General features: G+C 56.3%; 11 protein-coding genes. 6 read left to right on the top strand and 5 right to left on the bottom strand.

Annotation, left to right across the window (positions count from 1 at the left end):
- Together NR114_RS24320 and NR114_RS20655 are read left to right on the top strand one after the other, a co-directional pair.
- Nucleotides 1-122, top strand: a 122-nt coding sequence (locus NR114_RS24320) for an autotransporter outer membrane beta-barrel domain-containing protein (RefSeq protein WP_372907103.1), incomplete at its 5' end; no start/stop codon positions are given.
- Between the two features lie 466 nt (nucleotides 123-588).
- Nucleotides 589-1,440: a helix-turn-helix domain-containing protein gene (locus NR114_RS20655; RefSeq protein WP_256824850.1), complete on the top strand. Its 852-nt coding sequence runs from the start codon at nucleotides 589-591 to the stop codon at nucleotides 1,438-1,440.
- On the opposite strand, the gene NR114_RS20650 is transcribed toward NR114_RS20655, so the two are convergent.
- From NR114_RS20650 to NR114_RS20635, 4 genes are all read right to left on the bottom strand, one after another.
- Nucleotides 1,430-3,214: an ATP-binding protein gene (locus NR114_RS20650; RefSeq protein WP_128865304.1), complete on the bottom strand. Its 1,785-nt coding sequence runs from the start codon at nucleotides 3,212-3,214 to the stop codon at nucleotides 1,430-1,432. The two genes, NR114_RS20655 and NR114_RS20650, sit on opposite strands and share 11 nt — an antisense overlap.
- Nucleotides 3,211-3,705 carry a molybdopterin-dependent oxidoreductase gene (locus NR114_RS20645; protein WP_020837458.1) on the bottom strand — a complete coding sequence of 165 codons (495 nt, stop codon included), beginning with the start codon at nucleotides 3,703-3,705 and terminating at the stop codon, nucleotides 3,211-3,213. Before NR114_RS20645 ends, NR114_RS20650 begins: the two co-directional genes overlap by 4 nt.
- A gap of 159 nt (nucleotides 3,706-3,864) precedes the next feature.
- Nucleotides 3,865-5,217, bottom strand: a complete 1,353-nt coding sequence (gorA, locus tag NR114_RS20640; RefSeq protein WP_046374911.1) for a glutathione-disulfide reductase — start codon at nucleotides 5,215-5,217, stop codon at nucleotides 3,865-3,867.
- 129 nt (nucleotides 5,218-5,346) lie between these two features.
- Nucleotides 5,347-6,189 (bottom strand): 23S rRNA (adenine(2030)-N(6))-methyltransferase RlmJ, encoded by an 843-nt coding sequence (locus NR114_RS20635; protein ID WP_020837454.1) that lies wholly within the window; start codon nucleotides 6,187-6,189, stop codon nucleotides 5,347-5,349.
- Nucleotides 6,190-6,324: 135 nt separating this feature from the next.
- Here NR114_RS20635 and NR114_RS20630 point away from each other — a divergent pair, with 135 nt between their 5' ends.
- Complete coding sequence (locus tag NR114_RS20630) at nucleotides 6,325-6,732, top strand: ASCH domain-containing protein (RefSeq protein WP_234529259.1); 408 nt, start codon at nucleotides 6,325-6,327, stop codon at nucleotides 6,730-6,732.
- On the opposite strand, the gene NR114_RS20625 is transcribed toward NR114_RS20630, so the two are convergent.
- A complete protein-coding gene (locus tag NR114_RS20625) occupies nucleotides 6,724-7,641 on the bottom strand; it encodes a LysR family transcriptional regulator (protein WP_234529264.1) in 918 nt (305 codons plus the stop codon). The two genes, NR114_RS20630 and NR114_RS20625, sit on opposite strands and share 9 nt — an antisense overlap.
- A 109-nt stretch (nucleotides 7,642-7,750) precedes the next feature.
- Between NR114_RS20625 and NR114_RS20620 the strand changes: the two genes are divergently transcribed.
- The 3 genes from NR114_RS20620 (at nucleotide 7,751) to prlC (ending at nucleotide 11,903) form a co-directional block, all read left to right on the top strand.
- Complete coding sequence (locus tag NR114_RS20620) at nucleotides 7,751-9,193, top strand: amidase (protein WP_234529258.1); 1,443 nt, start codon at nucleotides 7,751-7,753, stop codon at nucleotides 9,191-9,193.
- Between the two features lie 85 nt (nucleotides 9,194-9,278).
- Nucleotides 9,279-9,740 (top strand): HIT family protein, encoded by a 462-nt coding sequence (locus NR114_RS20615; protein ID WP_046374935.1) that lies wholly within the window; start codon nucleotides 9,279-9,281, stop codon nucleotides 9,738-9,740.
- Nucleotides 9,741-9,860: 120 nt separating this feature from the next.
- Complete coding sequence (prlC, locus tag NR114_RS20610; RefSeq protein WP_046374936.1) at nucleotides 9,861-11,903, top strand: oligopeptidase A; 2,043 nt, start codon at nucleotides 9,861-9,863, stop codon at nucleotides 11,901-11,903.
- The last annotated feature ends 1 nt before the right edge of the window (nucleotide 11,904 follow it).

Below are 11,904 nucleotides of genomic sequence, written 5' to 3'. Positions count from 1 at the left end.
TGAAAGCCAGTGCGGAAGTGGCGGTGAACAAGAACGCCACGCTGTCGCTGGGCTATGGCGGGCTGCTGTCGCAAAACTACCAGGACAACAGCGTCAACGCCGGTTTTACCTGGAAGTTCTGATCCAACAAATTTCACTTTCGGGATTTAAACCCACAGGGCCAGCTTGCTGGCCCTATTTTTTTGCATGGTTTCCCCGCAGGCGGCGGTGTGGAGCTGCAGGGTTAAGGTAAAAATAAGGCAAGAAAAAACCGAGACCCTTGCGGATCTCGGTTCAAATGCGGGTAAAACAGATTAGCGCTACGGCTCAAGTTTCGGTGAGGGTCTGTTGCATACATTCTCTCAGTACAGCAACCGAAATGAGCTTTCCCTGGTGTTATTGTGATTATTGGTGATGCGATTTCACTATTGTTATATTTTTATTGTGGTGTTGCTGTGTGTCTCTTCTGATACCATGTTTGACTATATAATGTGGTATGTCAAGCAATGTTTAGATAATACATTGTACCATATACCAGTTTTAGATCGCTTTTTTGCACGGCAAGTATGAAAACGACTGAAAAAACAGCAAAAAAAATCGAAGGAAAAAATGGATAACAATCATCAGAAATTCGATTCACAGTCGATTGCAAACCGGGTCAGGGAACTGTTTGTACATTATGGGATTGGTAAGTGGCAGCATGCCAAGGAGCTCAGCCGTATTCTGGATCTGAGTTTTTCGCATGCGCATCGCAAGCTGAAAGGGCAAAGTCCCTGGACTCTGGAGCAGATTAACGACGTCGCGGCGGCATTAGGGGAAACGCCGGCTGCGATCGTAGATACCGGTGCTGAACATGACGTCTCCGCGCAAACTATTGCACGTGATGCCATCTTTTACGTGGGCGGGGTGGAATTAGCCTGCGTCGGTTATATCGGCCATGAGCTGATTGGCGGGCGGACTGCGGAATATGTCGCACTGCAGCAGGCTGGGCAATGGGGCATTTATCGCGCGGATGATGCACCGCAGGGGCAACGCTATTGTGTGGAACTGATAGAGGTTCGCCCCGCCGCCGTCGAAGACGAGCGTTTGAGCATTGCTGTGCTCGATGATTCGCATCTGGCGGCCGATGAGCTGACCAAATACCTAAACGGGCGTGGTTTCCATGCCGTGGCATTCTACGACGTCAGCAGCTTTTGTCAGGCACTGCAGCAAAGCCTGTTCGATGGTTACGTGGTCGACTGGTTGATCGGTCAGGAAACGGCAGATCGCTGTATTGAAACCATCCGCGCGTCGGATAACCCAGACGCGCCGGTTTTAGTGCTGACCGGTCAGTTGGGTACCGACCAGCGGGAGTCTGAAATCGCCAGGGCGATGCGTGACTATGACGTGCTTGGTCCCTATGAGAAACCCGTGCGGCTCCACGTTATCGAAGCCGCACTGTTGCGGTGCTTCAACCTTTAGCAGCGAGCAGTGAAGCCAGTGCGGATGACAAGGCGTCCAGCCGAACCGGTTTCATTAAATAGTTGTCGAACAGCGCCCGCTGTTCGACAGACAGTTGCTCAGGGGTGTAGGCGCTGATGCCGATAATCGGGATATGGCGGTTGGGGCCACGTTGGTCACGCAGTTTTTTAGCCAGTGCGGCCCCATCGATTCCCGGCATTTGCAGATCCAGCAGCAACGCGTCGTAAGGACGCCGCAGCAATTTTTGCAGCGCTCTTTCAGACGAGTTGCACAGCTCATGCTGATAGCCGAGCTTGTCCAGCAGCGCCGAGAAGGCGTCACTCACCGATTTATTGTCATCGACGACCAAGATATGCTGCTGTTTCTGCGGCAAACTTTGCTGGTGGAGCGGTGTTTCACCCAACTCCTCCTCGTTACTGACTTCTACCGGAATGCTGACGATAAAGGTGCTGCCTTTTTTGATTTCGCTGTAGACGGTAATGGTGCCGTTGAGCAGCGTCACCAGCCCGTGCACAATCGCCAACCCCATGCCGACGCCGCCATACTGGCGGGTATGTGATTGATCAAGCTGGGTGAAGGGCCGGAATATCTGATCCAGCATTCCCTTTTCGATACCAATCCCGGTATCGGTGACCTCAATAATCAGCGAACTGCCGGTAGCCTGGCTGCGCAAGCAACTATGCAGCGTGATGGTGCCGCTTTCGGTGTATTTGAACGCATTGGTCAGCAGATTGACGATAATTTGCCGAATACGCAGCGGATCGGAATGTATCTGCAAGTGGCCACATTCCACTTCACACAGCAAAGTGACCTGATCTTTCTGGCGCAGCGTTTTGATTTCATTCGCCGTTTCTTCAACCAGCCGCTGGGCATCGAAGGGAGCGATACGCAGTTCCATCATACCGCTGTCGAGATGGGCGTAATCGGTCAGGTCTTTCATCTGACTTTCAATTTGCTGTGCGGCGGTTTCCAGCCTTTGGAAAGTGTCCGCGTGCTCGGCCGACACCTGGGTATTCACCAGCACATCAATGGCGGACATGATGCTCTGTAGCGAGGTGCGTAGCTCGTGGCCGATGGCGCCCAGAAAGGCATTTTTGGTGCGGGTGGCTTTTTCCGCCTCAATGGCCTTGGCCTGCTGGCGGATAGTCAGGCGCTGCTGACGCAGCACAATCAGCGTGATGGCGATCAGCGCGATCACTGAAAACATCACGATCACCAGACCATAGAAAATGATGTGTCGTTTCTCGATATAGTCTTCGTAGGCAGCGGTGCGCTGCTTCACTTCGGCATGATCGGTCAGGTTAGCCATCTCAATCGCATAGGGCTTGATTTGCTTCATCGCCTGCGAAATCAGAGAGAAATCAATTTTCGGGCTGTTCAGCAAATTATCAATCTGATCCATTTTCTCGCGCATGTGCGTGACGACTTCGGGATAACCCGGTTCGGCATACAGCGGCTGGGTGGATTCGGAGACCGTTTCCAGCACGTAAAAGCGCGAATAAAGGATTTCAAATTTGAGCCGAAGATCTTCGCTATCCACCTGCGGTGCGTTTTTCAACTGTTCGACCAGCGTGTCGAATTCCGCCAGCTTGATCGAGAATTTGGCGATCGACCAGGAGTAATTTTCCTGCGTGCCGGCGATAGCATACAACCCTTTTTTCGACAGGGTCGCGCTGTAGTAATACAGCGTCACCGTAGAGGCAACCAGAAACAGTGCGGCAAAGATAGCCGGGATCGCCAGCCTGCTGCCGCTTTTAAACCCTGTGAGCTTCATTTAATTACGATCCTGTCCACTTGCCAGATGAAGCGCGAGTTGTAGAGCGGAGAATTTAACTCAGGCCCGGCGGCATCCCTCGGGTAAACCAAAAACAGCGGGCCGAAGTTTCTGATCTTCAGCATGACGCCGTCCATTTTGTAAGCCAAAATCATGTTGTATTTTTCGACATCGGACAGCGGCACGTCGATGTAATAATCGTTCAGCGCATAAAATGTCAGCGTGCTGCCTTTGGCGCCGACGCGCGCCAAAATGTCCGCCACGCCAATCCCTTCGAACTTTCTTTGCGGCGTCCAGGAGGTAGAGGTGGTGATGCTGCGTACCGGCATTGCCAACAGTTGTTTATCGGTAAACAGATAGCTTTTCTTTACCGGATCGGTGGTGTTTTCGATGTTTCCCGCGACTTCCAGGGTGAAACTTAGCGCGCTGGTTTGAAGGATGGCCAGCGCAAAAAATGCCCACAGCGTGTTTTTAAACAGATTGAACAGCATCAATGTTCTCCAGAGTCGCGGATGCTTGCATGAGCCTTGCCCATATATCAGGCAAAATAATGGCAGAAAATAGAGGGTGGTGTCGAAGTAAAGGGTAAAGAGGACGAAAAGAAAAGGCCAGGGGGTTAACCTGGCCTGAGTTTTAGCGGGTGCCCAAGCTTAGCGCATGGTCACAAACTCTTCTGCGGCGGTCGGGTGGATCGCCACGGTGTTGTCGAAGTCTTTCTTGGTCGCGCCCATTTTAATGGCTACGGCAAAGCCCTGCAGGATCTCGTCCATGCCGAAACCGATGCCGTGCAGGCCGACGATTTTCTCTTCTTTACCCACGCAGACCAGCTTCATGCGGCACGGTTGACGGTGCTGCGTCACGGCGCTGTACATGGCGGTGAAGGAAGATTTGTACACTTTCACGTTGTCCGCACCGAATTTCTCAATCGCTTCCGGTTCGGTCAGGCCAATGGTGCCGATCGGCGGGTGGCTGAACACCACGGTGGCGATGTTGCTGTAATCCAGGTGCTCTTCCGGCTTGTTGTTGAACAGGCGTTCGGACAGGCGACGGCCTGCGGCTACGGCAACCGGAGTCAGCTCGACGGCGCCGGTGTTATCGCCCACGGCGTAAATCCCTTTTACGTTGGTGTTTTGGTATTTATCGACGTCGATGTAGCCTTTTTCGTTGGTTTTCACCCCGGTAACGGCCAGGTTCAGGTTATCGGTTGCCGGTTCGCGGCCAATCGCCCACACCAGGCTGTCGACGGTGAATTCCTTGCCGTTTTCCAACTGCAACGTCAGGCTGCCGTCGGCGTTTTTGACGATGGCTTTTGGCACGGATTCCGTGTGCAGGCTTGGCCCTTCGGTGTTCATCACTTCCACCAGGGTCTCGACAACCATCGGGTCGAAAGTCCGCAGTGGCGCGTGTTTACGCACGAACAGGTGGGTTTCAGCCCCCAGCGCGTTCAGCACGCCAGCGATTTCTACAGCGATATAACCAGCACCCACCACCGCAACGCGTTTTGGCATGGCGTCCAGATCGAAGAAACCGTCTGAATCGATGCCGTATTCTGCACCCGGAATGTCAGGGTGGCTTGGACGGCCGCCGGTGGCGATCAGGATATGGTCGGCAGTGATTTTTTCACCGTTCACTTCCACCGTGTGGGCGTCGACAAAGCGCGCGAAGCCTTTGATCACGTCGACTTTGTTTTTACCCAGCACGTTGTCGTAGGAATTATGAATGCGGTCGATATAAGCGGTGCGGTTGGCGACCAGCTTCTTCCAGTCAAACGCGTTGACGGTGGTATCGAAACCGTAATCCGGGCCGTACAGGTGGATGGCCTCAGCGATTTGCGCCGCATGCCACATAACTTTTTTCGGTACACAACCCACGTTTACGCAGGTGCCGCCCAGTTCTTTGGCTTCAATCAGTGCGCATTTCTGGCCGTACATGGCTGCCCGGTTGATCGATGCGATGCCGCCGCTGCCGCCGCCAATTGCTAGATAATCGTAATGTTTGGTCATCTGGGATTTCCATGAATTGTGTGAATCGAAGAGCGTAAGAGTTTAACGCCTGATGCAGGTTTGTCGCAAAGATTGCGTCAATGGCTGTGATAGGTGGGGTAAAGGCGCGGCAGGCCGCGCCCCGGAAGCTTATTCCGGCACTACCCAGTTCACCAAATGGTGGCCATTGCCTGACGGCACCAGGGTTTTGTGCAGCCATGGCAGCACGTTTTTCATCTGCTGTTCCAGCTTCCACGGCGGGTTAATTACAATCATGCCTGAGGCGGTCATGCCGCGCTGGTCGCTGTCGGGTCTTACCGCCAGTTCGATCTGCAGAATATTGCGGATGCCGGTGGCTTCCAGGTCTTTCAGCATGCGCTTGATTTGCTGGCGCATCACCACCGGGTACCACAGCGCGTAGGTGCCGGTGGCAAAGCGCTTGTAGCCTTCCTGCAGGCCTTTTACCACGTCCTGGTAATCGGTTTTCATTTCGTACGGCGGGTCCATCAGGATCAGCCCGCGGCGCGACAGCGGCGGCAGTTGGGATTTCAACTGCTGGTAGCCATCGGCGCGTTGCACCTTGGCACGCTCGTCCTTCTGGAACTCACTGCGCAGCAACGGGAAGTCGCTCGGGTGCAGTTCGGTCAGGTGAATTTTATCCTGCGGACGCAGCAGCTGACGGGCAATCAGTGGCGAGCCAGGGTAGTAACGCAGCCTTTCGGTGCGGTTAAAGTTGTGCACTACGCTCATGTAGGCTGCCAGCTCTTGCGGCAGGTCATCACGTTGCCACAGCAGACCGATGCCTTCCAGGTATTCCCCGGTGCGCTCGGCGTGTTCACCGCTCAGCTGATAGCGACCTGCGCCGGAGTGGGTATCCAGGTACAGGAACGGCTTCTCTTTTTCTTTCAGCGATTCGATGATCAGGCTTTGAACGGTGTGCTTAAGCACGTCGGCGTGGTTGCCGGCGTGGAAACTGTGGCGGTAACTTAACATGGCTTGTGGTAATTCCTTGTGCTCCCGACGGAGCCTGCTGAACAGAATAAAGGCTTATATTCTGCACAGTATAAACTGTCTGGGCGGGAAAAAGTGAAATGCGTGACCTCAGCCCTTCAATCAAGGAGAAAGGCGATGACTAAAGCGGCCATTTTGGCTAAATACCCTGGCGCGTCTCGCTGGGCGTTCGGCGACAGCCCCATGCTGGCGGACGAGCTGTTGCAACGGGTGCTCGAAGGGCAAAAAACCGCCACCTGCTGTTCTTATCTTTCATATCGGCAAGAGCAAGAGCCGATGCTCGGGGATTACAACGTCGTGCTTGACGGTCGCGGTGAACCGGCCTGCGTCATCAGGATCCTGTCATTGAAGCTGACTCGCTATTGCGACGTTACGGCCGAGATGGCGGCACAGGAAGGTGAGGGGGATAAGAGCCTGGCGTTCTGGCGGCAGGGGCACCAGGATTTTTTTACGCGTGAAGGCACGTTCTCGCCCCAGATGTGGCTGGTGTTTCAACAGTTTGAGCTGGTTGACGTTTTACAGTGATGTCGGCGGGGCCTCCAGGGCGTTGACCACCTGCTCACGCAACCAGCCATGGGCCGGATCCAGGTGCGAGCGTTCATGCCACACCATTACCATGTCATAGCCGGGTATTGCCAAGGGGGCCGGCCAGGTGCGCAGGTCGCCAAGCAGTTCGCCCAGCATGCGTGAAGGCAGCATCGCGACCATATCGGATCTCGCCAGCAGTGCGGGGATGAACAGGAAGTGCGGCAGTGACATTACTACACGCCGCGCTAATCCCTGCGCTTCCAACAGCGTGTCAATCAGGGTGCGAAAACCGCCGCCGTCTTGCGAAACCATCACGAACTCCAACTGACAAAACTGCTCCAGCGAAGGGGGGCTTTGCAACAACGGATGGTCACGGCGGCTTACCAGCAGGTACTCCTCGCGAAACAACTGCCGGTGGCGCAGCTCGGCGGGGGCTTCTTCCCGGGACAAAAAACCGAGGTCGATCACGCCGTCCGCCAGATCGCGACTCATGTGTTTCGGCGATGCTTCGCGGATCGCCAGGCGGGATTGGGGTGCTGCCTGCCGCAGTTTGGGCAGCATCGGCAACAGGATGGCATATTCGGCGGCGTCGGCGGCGGCCAGTTGCCAGGTCATTTCAGCCAGCAGCGGATCAAAGGGGTGTTCCGGCGCCAGCAGGCGGCCGAGGTCGGCCAGCGTCTGGCGCAGAGGCGTCAACAGGCTTAGCGCGCGCGCCGTGGGCAACATCCCTCGCGGGCCGGGCAGCAGCAGGGGATCATGGTAAATCTCGCGCAGCTTGGCCAGTTGAATGCTGACCGACGGCTGGCTCAGATTGAGGCGTGCCGCCGCCCGCGTCACGTTGCGTTCGCTGAGCAGCGCTTCCAGCGTGACCAGCAAGTTGAGATCGACCCGCTTTAAATTGTTGATAACTATTCCTCGTATTAAATCTATCAATTTCAACTATAGCGCCAATCCTCCTACCGTGGAACGGACGTCGGAAAAGCCGGCGAAACCATAACGGATGAAGGAAGAGACGATGAAACTGAGCGAGTATGTTAGCTACGACGCGCTGGGGCTGGCAGCATTGGTACAGGCGGGTGAAGTCAGTGCACAAGAGCTGCAGCAAACGGCGAGGGCTGCGGTTGAGGCGGTAAACCCGGCGATCAACGCGGTGGTGGAGCATTGGCCACAACCTCTGTGGGAGAGGCGCGGCCCGCTGTCAGGCGTTCCCTTTCTGATCAAGGATATCGCCATCAGCATGGCCGGCAAGCGTCTTGAATTGGGAAGCCGGTTGGCGCAGGGGCAGATTGCCGCGGAAGACAGTTATCTGATGCGCAATATCCATCGCGCGGGGCTGGTGACCTTTGGCCGAACCACCACGCCGGAGATGGCGTTCAGCACCACCACCGAAGCGGTGCTTTACGGTGCTACGCGCAATCCCTGGAACCTTGATTTCAGCGCGGGAGGTTCCAGCGGCGGTGCTGGCGCGGCGGTTGCTGCCGGGGTCGTGCCTATGGCGCATGCCACTGATGCTGCAGGCTCTATTCGCGTGCCTGCTTCGTCCAATGGGTTGTTCGGCCTTAAACCGACGCGCGGCCGGGTATCACATGGCCCGGCGATGGATGAAGTGTTCAACGGCTTTGGCGTTCAATTGGGGCTGAGTCGCACGGTACGCGACAGTGCCGCTTTACTGGATGCGCTACAACATCCCCATCCCGGCGAACCTTATTACACGGCACCGCAGCCAGAAAGCTGGCTGTCACAGGTCACCCGCGAGCCTGGTCGGTTGCGTATTGGCATGATGACTCAGGCGTGGAATGGCGGGAAAACTGCACCACACATCGTTCAGGCCACCAACGACACCGCAGTGCTGCTGAGCGAGCTGGGCCATCAGGTCACTGAGGCGGAGATGCCGATCGGCGTCAGCTGGCAGGAACTGGTATTCGCCAATGCGCAGATCTGGTGCGCCAATCTGGTCGGTTGGGTTGAGGGGTTGAGCCAAACCACCGGACGCGCGATTTCAACCGACATGCTGGAGCCGGAAACGCTGGCCTGTTACCACTACGGGTTGGCCGCCAGGGCGGTGGATATGGTTGCGGCGCTTGAGGTGCGTAACCGGGTGACTCGTGCCGTGGGCACCTATTTCCAGCAGTACGATCTGTTGTTGACCCCGACCATGCCTGACTTGCCTTGGCGGATTGGTCGCTACGGTACCGGAACGGCGGATATGAGTGGCCTGGAGTGGACCGCGCATTTATTCGATCATTCACCGTTCACGCCGGTGTTTAATGTGGCAGGCGTGCCGGCGATGTCGGTGCCGCTGGCGCATGATGCGCAGCACAATCTGCCGATAGGCATGCAATTTGTTGCCGGTTTTGGCCGCGAAGATCAACTGCTGCGGTTGGCAGGGCAGCTGGAACGGGCAGCGCCGTGGCATCAACGGCGTCCGGCTGTTTGGGCGGCAAATGCAGGGGAATAGCAGTCAAAAGGCAAAATATCCGCTATGTTGCTGAAAGGCTTTTTGCGGCGGGCTCTTGGCTCGCCGTCCCATTCAGGAGGAGACGATGAGCTGCATCTTTTGCGAAATGGTGGCGGGCAGAGTGCCGTGCCATAAAATTTGGGAAGACGAGAGTCATATGGCGTTCCTTTCCATTTATCCGAATACCGAGGGTTTCAGCGTAGTGATCCCCAAGGCGCACTATGAGAGCTATGCCTTTGCGTTGCCGGACGAGGTACTCAGCGAGCTGATGTTAGCGACCAAGCGGGTAGCGCAGTTGCTCGACCGGGCGTTTGACGACGTGGGCCGCTGCGGCATGGTGTTCGAAGGTTTTGGCGTCGACCATGTGCATGCCAAGCTGATCCCGATGCACGGTACCGCTGCGCTGGAACAGTGGCAGCCTATCGAATCGACCTCGGCGAAATTTTTCGACCGCTATGAGGGTTACCTTTCGTCCCACGACGCGGCGCGTGCTGACGACGAGCATCTGGCCGTGCTGGCCGCGAAGATCCGTCAGAGTGCGGTTTAAGGCACTATCTATCAACGCCGGGCCATTGATTTTCCTGCCGCTTGGCACCATGTTAGATATTCATACGCATTTTAAGGCCTGCCCGTCGTGGCGGGCCCCAACGCTAATCAGGACTGCCCTATGACAAATCCGTTGCTGACTCCGTTTTCCCTGCCGCCGTTTTCCGCCATTCGCCCAGAAGATATCGTGCCTGCGGTGCAATCCGCCTTGGACGACTGTCGCGCTGCGGTAGAGCGCGTTGTCGCGCAACCGGGGCCATTTACCTGGGATAACCTGTGTCAGCCGCTGGCGGAGTCTGACGATCGCCTGTCGCGCATCTGGTCGCCGGTCGGCCATCTGAACTCGGTGAAAAACAGCCCGGAACTGCGTGCCGCCTATGAGCAGGCGCTGCCGTTGCTGTCTGAGTACGGCACCTGGGTAGGGCAACACGAAGGGCTATACCAGGCTTACCGTAGCCTGAAAGAAGGCGAAGCCTTCAATCAACTGACAGTGCCGCAGCGCAAGTCAGTAGAAAACGCGCTGCGTGATTTCGAACTGTCGGGCATTGGGCTGTCGCCGGAAAAACAGCGTCGTTACGGCGAGATCGTCGCACGCCTTTCCGAACTGGGTTCCACTTACAGCAACAACGTGCTCGACGCCACCATGGGCTGGAGCAAGTTGATCACCGATCAAGCCGAACTGAGCGGCCTGCCGGAAAGCGCGCTGGCTCAGGCTCAGGCGATGGCGCAGGCCAAAGAGCAGGAAGGCTGGTTGCTGACGCTGGATATGCCAAGCTATCTGCCGGTGCTGACCTATGGCGATAACCGCGCGCTGCGTGAAGAAATGTATCGTGCTTTCGCTACCCGCGCCTCCGATCAGGGACCAAATGCCGGCAAATGGGACAACAGTGAAGTGATGGCGGAAACGCTGGCGTTGCGTCACGAATTGGCCCAGTTGCTGGGCTTTGACAGCTATGCCGACAAGTCGCTGGCGACCAAAATGGCGGAAAACCCGGAGCAGGTACTGGGTTTCCTGAGTGATTTGGCCAAACGCGCCCGTCCGCAGGCCGAGCAGGAACTGGCGCAGCTGCGTGCCTTTGCCAAACAGCATTACGGTGTGGATGAGCTGGAAGCCTGGGACATCACCTATTACGGCGAAAAACAAAAACAGCACCTGTTCTCGATCAGCGACGAGCAACTGCGCCCCTACTTCCCGGAACAACGTGTGGTACAAGGCCTGTTCGAAGTGGTGAAACGCATTTATGGCATCACTGCCAAAGAGCGTAAGGATGTGGATACCTGGCATCCAGAAGTGCGCTTCTTTGATCTGTTCGACGCTAACGGTGAGCTGCGCGGCAGCTTCTACCTCGACCTGTATGCCCGCGAAAACAAGCGCGGCGGGGCCTGGATGGATGACTGTGTCGGTAGCCTGCGCAAGGCCAACGGCGAGCTGCAAAAACCGGTTGCCTATCTGACCTGTAACTTCAACCGTCCGCTGGGCGACAAGCCGGCGCTGTTCACCCATAACGAAGTGACCACGCTATTCCACGAGTTCGGCCACGGTCTGCACCATATGCTGACCCAAATCGACACCGCCGGTGTTTCCGGTATTAGCGGTGTGCCATGGGATGCGGTCGAACTGCCGAGCCAGTTTATGGAAAACTGGTGCTGGGAGCCGGAAGCGCTGGCGTTTATCTCCGGCCATTATCAAAGCGGTGAGCCGCTGCCGAAGGAGATGCTGGACAAGTTGCTGGCCGCCAAAAACTACCAGGCTGCGCTGTTCATCCTGCGTCAGTTGGAGTTTGGCCTGTTCGACTTCCGCATGCACGCCGAATACAGCCCTGAGAAAGGTGCGCAGATCCTGCCGACGTTGGCAGAAGTGAAAAAAATGGTGGCGGTTGTGCCTTCTCCAAGCTGGGGCCGTTTCCCGCACGCTTTCAGCCACATCTTTGCCGGCGGTTACGCGGCGGGTTACTACAGCTACCTGTGGGCAGAAGTGTTGTCGGCAGATGCCTATTCGCGCTTTGAAGAAGAGGGGATTTTCAACGCCGAAACCGGCAAATCCTTCCTCGACAACATCCTGTCGCGTGGCGGTTCCGAAGAGCCGATGGAACTGTTCAAACGCTTCCGTGGCCGTGAGCCGCAGCTGGATGCTATGCTGCGCCATTACGGCATTAAAGGATAAC

The sequence above is a fragment of the Serratia sp. Ser99 genome (assembly GCF_024519545.1).
In the GTDB taxonomy this organism is placed as follows: Bacteria; Pseudomonadota; Gammaproteobacteria; order Enterobacterales; family Enterobacteriaceae; genus Serratia; species Serratia liquefaciens.
The sequence above is the reverse complement of the archived record's forward strand: the minus strand, read 5'-3'. Positions and strand labels throughout refer to the sequence as shown.

What these genes read in the sequence shown, in the direction of transcription:
- prlC (WP_046374936.1), top strand. Translation starts at nt 9,861, where the DNA reads ATGACAAATCCGTTGCTGACTCCGTTTTCCCTGCCGCCGTTTTCCGCC.
- NR114_RS20650 (WP_128865304.1), bottom strand. Translation starts at nt 3,214, where the DNA reads ATGAAGCTCACAGGGTTTAAAAGCGGCAGCAGGCTGGCGATCCCGGCT.
- gorA (WP_046374911.1), bottom strand. Translation starts at nt 5,217, where the DNA reads ATGACCAAACATTACGATTATCTAGCAATTGGCGGCGGCAGCGGCGGC.
- NR114_RS20655 (WP_256824850.1), top strand. Translation starts at nt 589, where the DNA reads ATGGATAACAATCATCAGAAATTCGATTCACAGTCGATTGCAAACCGG.
- NR114_RS20630 (WP_234529259.1), top strand. Translation starts at nt 6,325, where the DNA reads ATGACTAAAGCGGCCATTTTGGCTAAATACCCTGGCGCGTCTCGCTGG.
- NR114_RS20620 (WP_234529258.1), top strand. Translation starts at nt 7,751, where the DNA reads ATGAAACTGAGCGAGTATGTTAGCTACGACGCGCTGGGGCTGGCAGCA.
- NR114_RS20635 (WP_020837454.1), bottom strand. Translation starts at nt 6,189, where the DNA reads ATGTTAAGTTACCGCCACAGTTTCCACGCCGGCAACCACGCCGACGTG.
- NR114_RS20615 (WP_046374935.1), top strand. Translation starts at nt 9,279, where the DNA reads ATGAGCTGCATCTTTTGCGAAATGGTGGCGGGCAGAGTGCCGTGCCAT.
- NR114_RS20645 (WP_020837458.1), bottom strand. Translation starts at nt 3,705, where the DNA reads ATGCTGTTCAATCTGTTTAAAAACACGCTGTGGGCATTTTTTGCGCTG.